The organism is Neoakkermansia glycaniphila (genome assembly GCF_900097105.1).
Taxonomy (GTDB): domain Bacteria; phylum Verrucomicrobiota; class Verrucomicrobiia; order Verrucomicrobiales; family Akkermansiaceae; genus Akkermansia; species Akkermansia glycaniphila.
On sequence record NZ_LT629973.1, the window covers coordinates 19761 to 35574 of the forward strand.

Genomic DNA, 15814 nt, shown 5'->3' on the forward strand with positions numbered 1-15814 from the left:
CTTGGCAAACGTGCAGGAAACTTCTCCTGCACGTTTTTTTGCGGAAGCATGAAAGACCACTGCTGCCACAGACGTAAAACTGATGTCGGGAACCAACATGGAACACCCTGCCGGCAGCGGCTCCACAAGCGGGCAACTTTTTCCCGCTTGACGAATTTTCTCATTGAAAAAACGTCGCTTACACGATAGGATAACCGCGTTGCGTACTTGAGCGCTCAAACCTTTCAACCATACTGCATACCATGTTCAAAAACTACAAAAAAGTCACTCCGGCCGAACCTGCTCCCGCTCCTTTCGATAACGACGACATCGCCAATGCATGGGCCGCCCCGGCTCCAGCTCCGGAACCCGTCGTCCCCGAATCCCTCTTCAGCAATCCCGCCCCCGTCTCGAACTTCACGCCCGTATCCCATACCCCGGCTCCCGCCGGCTCCGTCCGCAACGTGCTGAACTCCGACGTCTCCGTCGTCGGCACCCTCCGCTTCACGGACGACCTCCTCGTCGACGGTTCCGTGGAAGGCGAAATCACATCCGACGGCGTACTGACAGTCGGAACGAACGCCAGCATCCAGGCCGAAATCAAAACACGCTCCGCCATCATCCACGGCCGCGTCACGGGCAATGTCACCGTCACCGACCGCGTCGAACTTTCCTCCACGGCCGAACTCGTGGGCGACGTCATCGCCTCCTCCCTCGCCATTCAGGCAGGAGCAGTCTTCATCGGCCGCTCCACCGTCGGATCGCCCCAGTCCATCCCGACCCCGGTCATGGACACCAAAAAGCACAAGGCGGAAGACAAACCCGCCGCCGATCTCCTCGGCTGATCCCGGACGCGCCGCACATCCAGCCTTGACAGGGAGAGCCGTGATACGACGGCATCTCCCTTTTCAGGCAGGAACCTGCCTTGCCACCCGCCGTGAACTTCCATCCCAAGCCGCGCATCACCGAAACTTTGTCCGGCATACTGTCGGAAGAAGAATTGCGGATTCAGCGCGACAAGGAAAAAATACGCGAGCGGCCTGCCCGGCCCCCACACATCCCCACGCGTGCCGTCGTCTGCTACGAATGCAGGCGCTCATCGGAAGTCCCCTTGGCGGCGCTCTCCGCCAAATGCTGCTACTGCCACGCCTACATCAACCTCGGGGACGTCACCATCTTCCCCGGCTCCTCCAAAAGGCGCATCCGCACGCAGGGAGACGTCCTCATCCGATCCGACGTCAACATCAACCACCTGAACATCTGCTGCCATAAGCTCGCCATGCAGGGCAAAGGCTCCGGCTCCTTCCACTGCACGGGCACCATGAGCATCTCCAGTGAAACATCCGTAGCCGGATGGATCACCGCCCACACCCTGCACATCGAGCGGCGCGGCTCCGTCACCCTGCGCAAGGGAGCGCGCGTTCAGGACGCCCTCATCCAGGGCACCCTCATGGGTACCATTCAGGCCATGGGCCGCGTCACCATCGCGCGGGGAGGCCGGCTGCTGGGGGACGTCGCCGCCGCCGAACTCGTCATCGACGAAGGAGGCATCCACCGCGGCCAAAGATTCCTGCCTCCGCAACAAACCACAGCATGACCCCCGACATCCAGATCCGCGGAGCCGCCCAGAACTATCTCCGGCATCTCGACCTCGACCTGCCCTCCGGCAAAATCATCGCTCTCATGGGGCCGTCCGGATCGGGCAAATCCACCCTCGCCTTCGAAACTCTCTTCGCCGAATCGCGCCGCCGCTTTCTCGACTGCCTCGCCCCGCGTGCGCGCCAGCTCCTCGCCCAGCCCGAAAAACCCGCCTTCGACTCCATCACAGGCCTTCCGCCCGCCCTCTGCCTTGAGCAGAACATCCCTGCCGGACACACCCGCACCCTCCTCGGCACACTCACGGAAACCCTCGACTACCTCCGCATCCTCTATGCCGCCATCGGCGTACCGCATGACCCGGATACAGGCGCACAGCTTACCAAACTCAGCCCGGACGAAATATCCGGCCAGCTCGACGCCCTGCCAGAAGGCACGCGGCTCACCCTGCTTGCACCCCTTCCTCCCGGCTTCGGCAGCGACCTCGAATCCGACATTCTCGACTTCCGCAAGCAAGGCTACCTTCGCATCCGGCTTCGCGGAGAAATCCTCGATCTGGAAGACATCGCCCCCGGCACGGACACCGCGAATGCCGAACTCGTCATCGACCGCATCGTCGTGCGCCCCGGCATCCTCTCGCGGCTGGCAGACTCCCTGCAGACCGCCCTCCGCATCTCTCCCGACGAGGTACGAGCCATCGTTCAGGAACCCGGAGCCGCTGAAGAAACCCGCACCTACTACACGCGCTACCGCAACAACGAAACCGGATTCACCCTGCCCGACCTCTCCCCGAAAAGCTTCTCCTACCACTCGCCCGCAGGAGCATGCCCCGAATGCCAGGGAAGCGGCACCATCCAGCAGAACGGTAAAGAAACCCTCTGCCCCGCATGCGGCGGCTACCGGCTCAATGCCACCGCCCGTGCCGTCACCATCGACTTCGCCGCCCGCATCCTGAACCTGCCAGCCTTCTGCGCCCTCACCATCGACGACAACATCGCCCTTCTTCCGCAGGCCGCCATTCCCGAAGCCCTCTCCGCTCCCGCCCGGCAAATCATCGACGAACTCTCCAAACGCCTCCACTGCCTCCAATCGCTCGGCCTCGGCTACCTCAGCCTCGCACGCCCCGTCTCCACCCTCTCCGGCGGAGAAATCCAGCGTGCCCGGCTCGCGGGACAACTCGGCGGCGGACTCTCGGGCGTCCTCTACATCCTCGACGAACCCACCATCGGACTCCACCCGCAGGACACGGAAAAACTCATCTCCGCCCTGCAGCAACTCCGCGACAAAGGCAACACCATCCTTGTCGTCGAACACGATCCCCAGCTCCTCGCCATCGCCGACCACATCGTCGAAATGGGGCCGGGCTCCGGCCCCGAAGGCGGCGCCGTACTGGCACAGGGCAGCTACGCACACATTCTGCAAGATCCCTCCTCACCCAGCGGCGCGTGGCTCTCCGGCCGCAAAACCCTGCCCGCCGGGCAACCTCTCGATCTCGCATCCTGCACATGGGCCACCCTTCGCGATGCCCATGCGCACAACCTCCGCCACATCGACTTCACCTTCCCGCTCGGCGCCCTCTGCTGCCTCTCCGGCCCCTCCGGCTCCGGCAAATCGACCCTCATCGAAGACTGCCTCATCCCCGCCATCCGTGAAGGCAACCTTGAAAACGGCTCCACCATCACCCGCACCATCGTCATCGACCAGCAGCCGCTCGGCCTCTCGCCGCGCTCCACTCCGGCCACCGCCACAGGGCTGCTGGATGTCCTCCGCCCTCTCTACGCCTCCCTGCCTCTCTCCAAGCAACGGGGCTACACCGCAGCCCGCTTCTCCACCAACACGCGCGGAGGCCGTTGCGAACGCTGCGGCGGCACCGGCCTGCTGGAAGTGGACATGCACTTTCTGGCAGACGTGTATGCGGAATGCGATGCCTGCCACGGCCAACGCTACAACCGGGAAACCCTCGAAGTCACATGGCGCGGCAAATCCATCGCTCAGGTCCTCGCCCTCAGCGTCGCCGAAGCCCTCGAATTCTTCCGCCCCATCCCGGCAGCACGCAACATCCTGCAATGCCTTCATGACATCGGCCTCGGCTACCTCACTCTCGACCGCTCGGCCACCACGCTCTCCGGCGGCGAAGCCCAGCGCATCAAGCTCGCCACCCACCTTGCCAAAGCCTCCCCGAAATCCGGAAAACGCCTTGGCACAGGCGAACACATCCTCTTCATCCTCGACGAGCCCAGCACGGGACTCCACTTCCACGAAACGGCGCTCCTGCTGCAAGCTCTCCATTCCCTTCGTCAAGCCGGGCACAGCATCCTGTGCATCGAACACCACACCGGCATCCTCAAAGCCGCCGATTACCTGATCGACCTCGGCCCCGGCGCCGGTGCAGACGGCGGAACCATCGTCGCCCAGGGCACTCCGGCGGAACTCATTGCCCGGGGAGAACAAGGCATCGCTGCATGGCTCGGCAGCATGCCGGAATCCTGACCGGCCCGGCTCACCTCGCCGCCAGCTCCTGCAGCAGCCGCACCGCCTCAGGCAAAGAGGCAGGCTCATCATCGCTCTCCGCCGCCAGCAACTCCTGCGGAATACAGCGCAACCTCTCCGCCGCCTTCGGCGATCCCAGCTCCCGCACACCGACGGAAAACCGCCCGCCCAGCTTCACCGCCTCCTTCGCCAGCTCCGGCGAACCGTTCCACGCATGCAGCAAAAACGGAGGAAGCGCCTTGCGTCGCCCGCGCTCACGCAGCATATCGATCAGCCTTCCCCATGCCTGAGAGCCGTGCAAATGCACGCTCCGGCCATATCGAAACGCCGCATCGAGCTGCACATCCAGCACCTGTACCTGCTCCGGAAGAGAACCCCGGAACTTCGGCGAAGCATCCAGCCCGCATTCCCCCACCTGCGCCCGGGGAAACATTTCCAGATACCCTTCCAGATCCTTCCGCAAACGCTCGGCATCCACCCCGGCGGCATACCACGGATGCACGCCGAGAAACGGCACCATGCCGCAAGTTTCCAGCACGCGATCCCAATCCTCCCGGCGCACGGCGCAGAGATTCCCCGGAATACCGGAATCGACATGCGTATGGGCATCGAACAACATGGCAGCCTTTCAGGAAAAAGGCTCCGCAAAACACTTGCGGAGCCTTGAAAAAATACCGGAACAACCTTCCAGCGCTTACGGCATCGGGAAGGCGCGGTTGAACGCCGTCACTTCTTCACGCAGCGCGTCGTAGGCCGAAGGGTCGGAATGAATCTGCTGGGCGACAAAAATCGCCAGCGTGCGGGAGATGAACTCCGCTACCTGCTCCACATCTTCTTCCTTCATGCCGCGGGTCGTCACGGCAGGCGTCCCGATGCGGATGCCCGACGGCTTCATCGGAGAACCCGTGTCAAAGGGAATCGAATTCTTATTCACCGTGATACCCACCTTGTCCAGAGCCACCTGTGCTTCCGCACCGTTGATACCCTTGTTGCGAAGGTCCACCATGAACACGTGATTGTCCGAACCGCCGGAAACGATACGGAAACCGAGATCGGCGAGCTTCTTCGCCATGGCCGCCGAATTGCGCACCACCTGCGTCTGGTATTCCTTGAACGAAGGTTTCAACGCTTCGCCGAAGCAAGCCGCCTTCGCAGCGATCACATGCATCAGCGGACCGCCCTGCGTACCCGGGAACACGGTGGCGTCGAGCTTCTTCGCAAACTCTTCCTTGCAGAACACCATGCCGCCGCGCGGGCCGCGCAGGGATTTGTGCGTCGTCGTCGAAACGAAATCGGCATGAGGAATGGGGGACGGATGCACGCCCGCCGCCACAAGCCCGGCGATATGGGCCATGTCCACGAAAAGATACGCGCCGCAAGCCTTGGCGATCTTGCCCATGCGCTCGAAATCGATCGTACGGGAGTAGGCGCTCGCACCGGCCGTAATCATCTGGGGCTTCACTTCCATCGCCATCTTTTCCAGAGCGTCGTAATCGATCGTCTCCGTTTCCTGCGACACGCCGTAATGAACCACATTGTACAGCTTGCCGGAGAAATTGGCGAAATGGCCGTGCGTCAAATGGCCGCCATGGGAAAGATCCATCGTCAGAATCGTATCGCCGGGCTTCAGCACCGAGAAGTAAACGGCCATATTGGCCTGAGAGCCGGAATGCGGCTGCACATTCACGTGATCGCCGCCGAACAGCACCTTCGCACGGTCGATCGCAAGCTGTTCCACCTGGTCCACGACTTCGCAACCGCCGTACCAGCGCTTGCCGGGATAACCTTCCGCATACTTGTTCGTCAGCACCGAACCTTGGGCTTCGCGCACGGCACGGGATGCAAAATTCTCGGAAGCGATCAGCTCGATATTGTTATTCTGGCGATCCTGCTCTTCCTGAATCAGCTTGGCGAGATCGGGATCGCTCACGGCGAGAGCGCTGCCTGCGCCCTTCAGCAAACGCTGCTCATGGCGGCCGCCTTCATACTCGGCTTCGAGCCAGGATTCGAGAATTTCAGGCACATCGTCGGAATTCACGAACCCGGCAGCAAGGCAAAGCACATTGGAATTGTTGTGATTGCGGGAAAGAATAGCCGGAACAGCCGTGCGGCAGAGAGCGGCACGGATGCCGACCCAGCGGTTGGCGGCAATGCTCATACCGATACCCGAGCGGCAGATCAGAATGCCGCGATCGCTCACACCGTCCACCACCTTGCGGGAAACGGCATTTGCATAATCGGAATAATCGCAGGACGATTTGCTGTAGGTACCGACATCATCCACCTCATAGCCCCATTCCTGAAGCTGATCGACGATGACTTCCTTCAAATCCACCCCGGCGTGATCGGAGCCTACAGAGATACGTAATTTCTGGTTCATGGTGTGAGCATGCACTGAATGCCCGCCCACTATACAGGACACCACCGCCGACATCAAGCCCCAAGTCATTCATACAAACAGGAGATTTCCTTCATATTCATCATGAATACCGCCTCCGCATGGCGATGATGAGAAAAGGGGAGATCGTCTCATACGGCGATGGCGAGAGGGTTTTCACCGTTTCAACACATATCTCTACACGTACCAATGTCTTGTGACGAAAAAATATTATCAGGGGTTGTTTTAGAAAAAAGATAAAAAATTCTCCTCCGCAAAACCAAGTATGTCGCGAATACTACCCCACCAGTTAGGGAACAAAGACCACATTTTACAAAAAGTAAAAATAACTGAAACAAAACACTTCTGCTGTTATTTCTTCTTCTATTCGCCATACAATATAAAACAGAAATTGACAAAACACTAATTTGTCTGTATAGAGAAAACAACAATCGGTTTTATGATCCCCTCCCCTTATTCTCCCCACGCAACCGACGAACCCGCAATCCCTCAACGACATGCCTCGCGCGCACCGATATACGGAGCAGGTTATAAAGGTTTATTCTAAAGATATAGTTCTTTACACCACAGCAACATGAAAACAATAATATACTACAGTATGGCCTTTTTTCTTCTGGCGCATACAAATTATGCTTCGGAAATAAAAGCTCCCCCCGCCTCCCATGAACAAAACACTTCTCTTACCATTTTGATTACACAGGCGGAACAGGGTGATCCCAAAGCGCAAGTCGCCTTGGCGCTTCGTTATGGGAAAGGAGAGGGAGTTCCCAAGGATTATCAAAGGGCAGTAGAATTGCTTCATAAGGCGGTAGATCAAGGGTATGCTGATGCTCAATGTATATTAGGCGGGTGTTATCATCAAGGTAAGTTGTTGCCACGAGATTATCATCGTGCTTTTGACTTAACTATGAAAGCCGCTCTACAAGGGCATGGTAAAGCGCAATACAATCTTGCTGCTTATTATTTTAACGGAGACGGTACCTCAAAAGATCATATTCAGGCTTTTGAATGGGCGTCCAAAGCAGCTCGACAAGATAATGCAGCTGCTCAATATCTCCTTGGCCGACTTTATGACAGTGATATTGACAACACCCAGAACCTAGAAAGAGCCTTTGAATGGTACATGAAAGCTGCACTCAAAGGAAACTCTGACGCACAGAATAGCATAGGTTATCGCTATCACACGGGCAAGGGAGTGTCCGTAAATCCTGAGAAGGCCTTTGAGTGGTATATGAAAGCAGCCCAACAAGGACATTCCATGGGACAATACAATGTAGGAGCATGTTATGAGAGAGGCATTGGCGTACAGCAAGATGCTGTCAAAGCTCGAGAATGGTTCATCAAGGCCGCTCAGCAAGGCGAAGACGCATCCCAATATATGATGGGCGTCTATTGCTACTATGGAAAGGGGGGAGAACCCATGGACCTAGGGAAAGCCATGGAATGGTGGCAAAAATCCGCAGAGGCTGGCAATACGGATGCCCGTGATGCCATGGAATCCGTACTTACCGGGAAACCCGCCAAAGTAAAACCGGGAAGCCTAATCGAAGGCAAGTAACGGCTATGATAAAATAATCCATCCACGCCGGAGGCTTAAACGCCTCCGGCGTTTTTATTGGTGCGATTCAGCGTCTATCACTCAAAAAAGCAGGCAGAGGCGGGGATACAAGCATTCCCGCCTCTGCCGTGCTGCCTTTTATGGCCTACATAATCGACGCATTCGGATAACAAAGAATAACGCTTTTAAAAGATTTTTCATGCAATAAGGCGTGTCGGATAAGGCCGTTTCCGTGGACGGGGCGGCGTTTGCCGGGTACGGGTGCATCACCAAAGAGCAGTAAACCATGCGACGAAGACAAAGCTTCGGTCACAATCAGATGGGCTATCCCGGTCAGGAATGAAATCCGTTATCCGTTTTGACGTGGAGCATTGGTGCCGCCGACCAGAAGAACGATTTCACCCTTCGGCGGCTTGGCCTTGAATTCTTCCAGCAAGTCGGACGCCTTGCCGCGATGGTATGTTTCAAAAACCTTGGTCAGTTCCCGCGCTACGCAGATGGGGGCTTCGGGGTCGATTTCCGCCAGAGCCTGCACCGTTTTGACGATGCGGAACGGAGATTCGTAGAAAATGCCGGTATGGGAAGCTTCCAATGCCTTTTGCAGCATGGCGGCTCTGCGGCCCGATTTGACGGGCAAAAAGCCGCCGAAGAAGAACGCATCGCTCGGAAGGCCGGAGCCGACAAGCGCCGTCATGACGGCGGAAGGTCCGGGCAGAACGGTGAATGGGACTTCCCGCGCCTTGAGTTCCTGAATCAGCCTGTAACCCGGATCGCTCACGCCGGGCATGCCCGCATCCGTGACCACGGCGAAGGTTTCTCCCGCCAGAGCCCGGGCGGCGATTTCCGGCGCACGCACGTTCTCATTGTGTTCGTGCATGCTGAGCAGGGGTTTGGAAATCTCGTAATGAGAAAGCAGCAGTCCCGTATGGCGCGTATCTTCACAGGCGATGACATCGACCTCGCCCAGCACCTGCAAGGCGCGGCGCGTAATATCGTCGCGGTTGCCGATGGGTAGAGAGACGAAGCTGACGGGATAGGTAATCATGGCCGGAGGCGTCAACCGTTCGTGAGACGGTCCGCAATATTTTCCGCAGCACGGCGGACGGCATACGACAACGCGTTGGTGCGGGCCGTCTGCACATTGCCGGAGTTGAAGAAGGTGGATGTCGCCGTCGTCGAACCGGAGGTCAGCAGTTTGCCCGTCTTGTTGCTGTATACATTATAGGTGACGAAGAGCTGCAAGCCGATTTCCGTACTCAGGTAGGAGTCCGTATAGCTGGAGCGTTCCTGCCGGAATGAGATTCCAGTCACGCAACCTTCGATGCGGAAATCGCCCGCATTGCGTGTGGCGATTTCATAGGTGCCGTCACGCTGAAGCACGTCGGTGAGGGCCGAAGTCATGAGTACGCCCGCCTGCGGTTCCAGAGAGCGGTTTTCCATCATGACCACATTGAAGGTCTTCATCGAAGCCAGAGCCTTCGGCTTCAGGCCCCCGATATGGTACCCGCATCCCGGCAGCGTGCCGAGCAGCAGCATGCCGGAGAGGGCAAGAAAGAAGGTTCGCTTCGTGCGCTTCATTGTTTGTCGGCTTTGGCGGTGGCGTTGCCCTGCTTCGCGGCATGGCCGCGTATGGCCGCCAGATGCTTGCGGGCCTTCGCGGCGGCTTCGGGGTTCTGGGCTTCGTTGCGGATCACGTCCTCAAAACAGAATACGGCTGCATTCATATCCTTGGCGCGGGTCAGATAGTACTCGCCCACATCCAGCTGCTGGCGCACAAGCAGGCTGCGCATGCTGCTCACGCCTTCGCGCGCCTTTTTCGCATCGGGATGATCGGGGAACCGCAGGCAGAATTCTTCGTAGGCTTCCTGCGCATTGGCGAGGTTCACCTGATTCTGGTTGCCCTTCGTATGCGAGTCGGACCAGATGCGGGCGACCATCAGCTGAGCCTCGGGCGCATACTTGCTCTGCGGATAATTCTCCACCAGTTTCTGATAAGCCATGCGGGCTTCGTCCGGGCGGTCCCTGTCGATCAGGTACTTGCCCAGCACATAGGTCGTCATGGCGGCCAGTTCATTGTATGGGGCATTATCGCGGATGGAGTTCAGCCATTTGATGACGATGGCAGGGTCCATATTCACATCCCAAAGCCAGAAAACCTTGTTTTTCAAAGCTCCGTTGGCCGCTGCCAGGGCAATGGCGAGCTGGCGGTCGAGAGCCGCCTTGTACAGCTCGCTGCCGTGATGCTTCTCCACAAGCTTCTGATAGGCTTCGAACGCCGCAATCGGATCGTTGGTCATCTCGTAGAGCTGTCCGAGGCGGAATCTGGCTGCCGGAGTTTCCTGCGCCAGAGGGCAGCGTTCGATCAGATACTTGTATTGCTTGATCGCGCCTTTCCAGTCTTTCCGGCTTTCGGCAGCCTTGGCCTTATTATTGTAGGCGACGGCGACGGGATCGACGAGACGAATGGAACCGGCAGGGGGAGGCCCTTCGCTCGCACAATGCGTCAGGCCGCATACGGCAAGACCGCAACCAAGAAGGATAGCATGCACTTTCATGTTCGCCGGAAATATACCATGCGGCAAAGGACGCCTTCAAGAAGAAAGTCCAAAATGCCGCAGAGAGGAGCTATCTCAATGTTTGCCGTACACGGCGTCGGGATCGAAGCATGTGCCTGCGTCCGCCTGCTCGAGGACGACGGGTTCTCCATCCTTCACCGCATCGCCGAAAGGTACGGAACGGTAGAAGCAGGAGTGGTGCCCCGTGTGGCAGGCTCCGGCTCCGATCTGATCGACCAGCAGAATGATGGCATCCTGATCGCAATCCGTCAGAATCTGGTGTACCTTCTGAATATGGCCACTCGTCGCACCCTTGTGCCAGATTTCCTGGCGGCTGCGAGAGTAATAGACGGCTTCGCCAAGTTCGAGCGTCATTTTAAGGGATTCCTCATTCATATAGGCAAGCATCAGCGGCTCGCGCGTGCGGTAATCCATGGCAAGGGCGGGAATCAGACCGTTGGCGTCGAATTTCGGCGCGAAAAGGAGCTTCTTTTCAAGATCCGAATAGCTGCCGCGGGGGCTGAATACAATCTGTTTCTTGTTGGACTGGTCTTGCATAGCTGCACGCAATGTACACGATTTTCCATGTGAAAGCCATTCTTTTCTGTTGCCCTGACGCACGGAAATGGCATAATGTGCGAGACATGGCATTTTCTCTCCAGCAGGCGCAGGCGCTCATCCGCACGGCGCGGGACAACAACCGGATGCCTCATGCCCTCCTGTTGGCAGGCGCACCGTCCGCCGGCACATGCGAGCTTGCCCTGTACGCCGCCACCCTGCTGAACGGCTGCCGCGCCGACTCCCTCGATGCCCTGCACCACCCGCTTTGCCGCATCGTCCGCCCCAGTTCCAAATCGCGCCGCATCCTGATCGAGGACATCCGAACCATCGAGCCATTCCTCCAGCTCCGCGCCGCTGAAGGGCAGACGAAAATCGTCATCATCCTCGAAGCGGACCGCATCAACGAACAGGCGGCCAACGCCTTCCTGAAAACTCTCGAAGAGCCTCCGCCCCAGACCCTCATCATCCTCGTCACGGAACAGCCCTCCCAGCTCCTTTCCACCATCCTGTCCCGCTGCATCCGCATGGACTTGAGGGACAAGGATTCGGGCATACGCCTCACTCCGGTGCAACAGGCCTTCCTTCCTGCCTGCGCCCGAGCCCTTGCGGGCATGGGCAAGGACATCTCCGCCCTTGCGCTCCGCAGCGATTTCCTGCAACTGCTGGCCGAGCGCAGGGAAGAAATCTCCAAACGCATCAATGCCGCCGTCAAGGAAGAAGCCAAAGCCATCTCCCAGGGCACGGACACGCGCGACTGGGAAGCCCAGCAAAAGGACACGACCACGGCGCTCATCGAAACAGAATATCTGGCCGAACGCGCCCAGATGCTCGACCTGCTCTCCCTCTGCATCGGCCAGGCCATTCTCCTCGCCGCCCACGGCGAACATGTGGCGCCCCTTTGCCCCGAAATCGAAAAGCTGGCGACACGCACATCCTCTCCGGAATTGCTGAAACGTTCCAGCGCCATCGACGCCCTCCGGGAAGACCTGAACTTCAACATCCATGAAGCTCTCGCCATGGATAACCGCCTGCTTCAGGCATTCGGCGCACTCTGAATCCATGCTGCCGCCCTGCCACGCGGCTCATACGGAAAAAACGCAACTCCTTGCTGTTCATCGCCCGGCAACTTTACGGCAAAAATGCGCCAGCAAGCCACATTTGGCATAGTTTTCCCCTTGACACTACCATCCCTTGTGGTAGCATGAATCCATGCGTTGCGTTCAATGCGGCTACTATGAGGACAAGGTCATCGACTCCCGGATGTCCAAGGAGGGCACATCCATCCGCCGCCGCCGGGAATGCCTGCGTTGCGGCTACCGATACACCACCTATGAGCACATCGAGCGCACCGAACTGCGCGTCGTCAAGCGTGACCACCTCCGCGAAGCGCTGAACCGTGAAAAAATCCTGCGCGGCATGATCAAGGCCTGTGAAAAACGGCCCGTTTCCATGGACCAGCTCGACAATGCAGCCGACGAAATCATCGCCGAACTGCACCGCGACCACCAGAGGGAAATCCCCTCCAGCATCATCGGGAAAAAAGTCATCGAAAAACTGTACGGCATCGACCCCGTTGCGTACATCCGCTACGTCTCCGTTTACCGCCAGTTCCAGAACGTCGAAGAATTCATCGAACTCATCCGCAAAATGGAGCACCACACCCTCAACGACCCTCTGCAGCGCAAACTTCCCATCGACTAGCCCATGATCGCCCTCAAGAACCATCGCCCCGTCCTGCAATCCGGCCACTGCGTGTTCTCGGATTACGACCGCGACTGGTTCGACGGCATCCTGCAGGAAGCCGCGGACCGCGCCGGAGTGCCCCTCCCCTTCCGTGAAGAAATCGTCAACGCGATCATGCTCTATCTGGAAACGGCTTGCCCCCTCAACTCCCTGCCCATCGACTACCTCTTCCGCCGCATCCGCCTGATGCTCGAAAACGTCGGCCTCACGCCGCTGGCCCGCCACCTGCGGGAGCAGACTCCCCCCGTGGAAATACCGCTGGACCACATGGCCTCCCGCGCCCCCATGCCCCTCTTCTTCTTCACTGCCCTCAAAACCGAACTCGACCACTTGAAAAGCCTCGGCTTGAACACCTACAACTTCTCCGGAAAAAAGCAATGCGTCCTTGCCATGGAAGGCGGCAAGCGGTGGAACCGCAAAGCCCAGGCTCTTCTCGAAGAGCTCGACTCCTTCCTTGAACAGGAAGCTTCCGCCTGACCCGGAAAAGGTGCCGCTTTTTCCCTTCTCTTTTACCCCATGAACCAAACATCGCCACCCATTGTCGAAGTCCGCGACCTGTGCCGTCTATTCGGCACTCTTCATGCCGTAGACACCGTCTCATTCACCCTGCAAACCGGACAGGTCATCGGCCTCATCGGAGCCAACGGCGCAGGCAAAACGACCCTGATGCGCATGCTGGCCACCCTCGACCAGCCTACAACAGGCAGCATCAGCATCCTCGGAGCCGATGCCGTCCTGCATCCGGAACTCATCCGCCACCGCATCGGCTGGATGCCGGACGACTTCAACGTCTACAGCAACACCACAGTCCGCGACTACCTCGACTTCTTCGCCCGCGCCTACGGATTGAAAGGCCACACACGGCGGGAAACGGTCGCCCGGCTCATGGAATTCACGGGAATCCCCGACCTGGCCGACCGCTTCATCGACAAACTCTCCAAAGGGCAGAAGCAGAAACTAGGCCTTGCCCGCATGCTCGTCGGCGACCCCGAACTTCTCATCCTCGACGAACCTGCCGCAGGACTCGACCCTAAAGCCCGGCTCGAATTCAAACAGCACATCCACGACCTCGCCAATCAAGGCAAAACCATCCTGATCAGCTCGCACATCCTCTCCGAACTCTCGGAAATGTGCAGCGACCTGATCTTCATGGACAACGGCAAAATCATCCGCTCCGGCACACAGGAAGACCTTCTGCAAACCGCCTCGGCAGTAACGGAAATTCTTATCCGCTGCATCGGAGATCCTCAACTTCTTGTCGAGTGGCTCAAAAACCGCGAAGGCTGGAACAACATCACGCCCCTGCCGCAAGGCGCATCCGCCGTCTGTTCGCTGGATTCTGATGAAGCGCTCAGCCGCGAACTCAGGGAACTCTGCCTCGCCCTGCCCATCCTCGAATTCACCCCGCGCCGCCGCAACCTCGAAGAAGCCTTCGTCTCCATCCTCTCCGGCAACCTCCCCCCCATCCCCTCCCAAGCATGAACAAACTCGACTTCCCCGACTATTTCCTCCCCGCGCTCGTCAAAGACCTGCGCCAGAGCCTGCGCTCGTCAAGCGCACTCATCACCGCAGGCCTCATCCCATGTCTGCTCGCCATCACTCTTTGCTCTGAAAACGACCATTCATTCTGGCTGATCACCTCCATCATACTCTTCCTGTTGACCATCGTCGCCTACAAATCCGTCAAACAGGACATCGGCCAGCACGCCACCAATTTCCTGATCCTCACCGGGCAAACCTCATGGCGGATCATTGTCGGCAAATGGCTCTCCGTGGCAGTGCAAATGGGACTGGTCAACCTCCTCCTGCTCCCGTTCATTGTATTCGCATCGTTCCACTACGAACAGCCCTTCTGGCTCTTTTTCATCCACCTGTTGATTATCAATGCCGCCTCCATCATTCTGACCTCCGCTCAGATGTTTTTGGCCGGCATGCCGTTCTTCTACCGGGTCATCGGCATCATTGCGGGCATCATGTACTTTATGAGCGCCCTCGGCTTCTTCAGCCTCATGGCCGACGTACTCTACGAAGGGCTGAAAATATGGGATAAGGAAACACTCCAGACAACCGTACCGCTCCTCCTCGTCTCGGCAGCGGATACGGTCTGCATCATCCTGCTCTTCCTCACGCTTGCCCGGCGTTTCTATGCCTCACCGTCCGAAAACTGTGCTCTACCTCTGCGCCAGTTGAGCTTCATCGTCTGGGGTATCACGGCCATCACCGTCCTGACCCCAACCTTCGACGCTGTGCAGCAATTCATCTTCAGCAGCGTGTATTGCCTCTTCGCGGTCTGGCTGGACATGACCCTGCCCAGCCAAACCCTCCTCAGCCACAAGGAAAACCTCTCCAAACATCCTCTGCGCATCCGCCCGTCCTTCCTGAGCCTGCCCGGATGGGCACCCGCCTACTTCTGGGGTATCGTCTTGCTGGTCCTGCACGCCGGACTCCTGTACGGCACATTCTACATCCAGTCTGATTCACAAAACATCCTGGGCGCCCTCACCTTCGGAGCAGTCGATAATCCGTCCATTCAGTTTGGCGGCATCCTCCTCACCGTCTTCTCCATTCTGTACACCATCACGGTACCCCTCATCATCCTCAATCCGATGCGCCGCTGGCTGCAGAACCATGGTCCGGTCGTTTATGCGTTCATCCTCATGGCCATTGCCCTCGTTTTCACGCCGATACTGACATCGATCCCGGACCTCCAAAACGACTCTCCCATCGTGGCCTTGATCCCCGGTCTCTGCCTGAGCGGCACCCTCTTCACTTGGTTCCATTCCATCGTCGAACAGAAAACATGCCTGATGGGATCCTATTTCCTCACGCAGCTTGTCAGTACAGCCATCGCATTCATCATCCTGTGCATTCAGGCAGCATGTACACGCACCAGAAAATAGGCTTTCTATCTGACCCCGCAGCAGACTGTCATTG

General features: G+C 58.3%; 15 protein-coding genes. 9 read left to right on the forward strand and 6 right to left on the reverse strand.

Annotation, left to right across the window (positions count from 1 at the left end; translation table 11 throughout):
* The first annotated feature begins 242 nt into the window (after positions 1–242).
* The 3 genes from PYTT_RS00055 (at position 243) to PYTT_RS00065 (ending at position 4065) form a co-directional block, all read left to right on the forward strand.
* A complete protein-coding gene (locus tag PYTT_RS00055) occupies positions 243–824 on the forward strand; it encodes a bactofilin family protein (RefSeq protein ID WP_083076427.1) in 582 nt (193 codons plus the stop codon).
* A 92-nt stretch (positions 825–916) separates the two neighbouring features.
* Positions 917–1576, forward strand: a complete 660-nt coding sequence (locus PYTT_RS00060) for a bactofilin family protein (protein WP_067772908.1) — start codon at positions 917–919, stop codon at positions 1574–1576.
* On the forward strand, positions 1573–4065 hold the full coding sequence (locus tag PYTT_RS00065) for an ATP-binding cassette domain-containing protein (RefSeq protein WP_067772911.1): 2493 nt from the start codon (positions 1573–1575) through the stop codon (positions 4063–4065). The genes PYTT_RS00060 and PYTT_RS00065 overlap by 4 nt, the downstream gene beginning before the upstream one ends.
* Before the next feature lie 10 nt (positions 4066–4075).
* On the opposite strand, the gene PYTT_RS12825 is transcribed toward PYTT_RS00065, so the two are convergent.
* Together PYTT_RS12825 and rpiB are read right to left on the reverse strand one after the other, a co-directional pair.
* Positions 4076–4684 (reverse strand): TatD family hydrolase, encoded by a 609-nt coding sequence (locus tag PYTT_RS12825; protein WP_083076430.1) that lies wholly within the window; start codon positions 4682–4684, stop codon positions 4076–4078.
* 75 nt (positions 4685–4759) lie between these two features.
* Positions 4760–6445, reverse strand: a complete 1686-nt coding sequence (rpiB, locus tag PYTT_RS00080; protein ID WP_067772920.1) for a ribose 5-phosphate isomerase B — start codon at positions 6443–6445, stop codon at positions 4760–4762.
* Positions 6446–7037: 592 nt separating this feature from the next.
* On the opposite strand from rpiB, the gene PYTT_RS00085 reads away from it, so the two are divergent.
* Entirely contained in the window at positions 7038–8021 is a 984-nt protein-coding gene (locus tag PYTT_RS00085; RefSeq protein ID WP_083385484.1) for an SEL1-like repeat protein, read from the forward strand.
* A gap of 349 nt (positions 8022–8370) precedes the next feature.
* Here the strand turns inward: PYTT_RS00085 and rsmI are convergent, their stop codons facing one another.
* The 4 genes from rsmI to hisI all read right to left on the reverse strand — a co-directional run bounded on the left by rsmI (position 8371) and on the right by hisI (position 11134).
* Complete coding sequence (rsmI, locus tag PYTT_RS00090; RefSeq protein ID WP_067772932.1) at positions 8371–9066, reverse strand: 16S rRNA (cytidine(1402)-2'-O)-methyltransferase; 696 nt, start codon at positions 9064–9066, stop codon at positions 8371–8373.
* Positions 9067–9077: 11 nt separating this feature from the next.
* Complete coding sequence (lptE, locus tag PYTT_RS00095; RefSeq protein WP_071133158.1) at positions 9078–9599, reverse strand: LPS assembly lipoprotein LptE; 522 nt, start codon at positions 9597–9599, stop codon at positions 9078–9080.
* Positions 9596–10576: a tetratricopeptide repeat protein gene (locus tag PYTT_RS00100; protein ID WP_067772938.1), complete on the reverse strand. Its 981-nt coding sequence runs from the start codon at positions 10574–10576 to the stop codon at positions 9596–9598. The genes lptE and PYTT_RS00100 overlap by 4 nt, the downstream gene beginning before the upstream one ends.
* Positions 10577–10651: 75 nt before the next feature.
* Positions 10652–11134: a phosphoribosyl-AMP cyclohydrolase gene (gene hisI, locus PYTT_RS00105; protein WP_067772941.1), complete on the reverse strand. Its 483-nt coding sequence runs from the start codon at positions 11132–11134 to the stop codon at positions 10652–10654.
* An 86-nt stretch (positions 11135–11220) separates the two neighbouring features.
* Here hisI and PYTT_RS00110 point away from each other — a divergent pair, with 86 nt between their 5' ends.
* From PYTT_RS00110 to PYTT_RS00130, 5 genes are all read left to right on the forward strand, one after another.
* The gene (locus PYTT_RS00110) at positions 11221–12192 is read left to right on the forward strand and encodes a DNA polymerase III delta subunit-related protein (protein ID WP_172801726.1); all 972 of its coding nucleotides are present in this window, start codon (positions 11221–11223) and stop codon (positions 12190–12192) included.
* A gap of 154 nt (positions 12193–12346) precedes the next feature.
* The gene (gene nrdR / locus PYTT_RS00115) at positions 12347–12838 is read left to right on the forward strand and encodes a transcriptional regulator NrdR (RefSeq protein ID WP_067772947.1); all 492 of its coding nucleotides are present in this window, start codon (positions 12347–12349) and stop codon (positions 12836–12838) included.
* A gap of 3 nt (positions 12839–12841) precedes the next feature.
* Positions 12842–13357 (forward strand): hypothetical protein, encoded by a 516-nt coding sequence (locus PYTT_RS00120; protein ID WP_067772950.1) that lies wholly within the window; start codon positions 12842–12844, stop codon positions 13355–13357.
* Between the two features lie 39 nt (positions 13358–13396).
* Positions 13397–14362 (forward strand): ABC transporter ATP-binding protein, encoded by a 966-nt coding sequence (locus PYTT_RS00125; protein ID WP_067772953.1) that lies wholly within the window; start codon positions 13397–13399, stop codon positions 14360–14362.
* Complete coding sequence (locus PYTT_RS00130; protein ID WP_067772956.1) at positions 14359–15780, forward strand: hypothetical protein; 1422 nt, start codon at positions 14359–14361, stop codon at positions 15778–15780. Before PYTT_RS00125 ends, PYTT_RS00130 begins: the two co-directional genes overlap by 4 nt.
* Positions 15781–15814 lie beyond the last annotated feature (34 nt).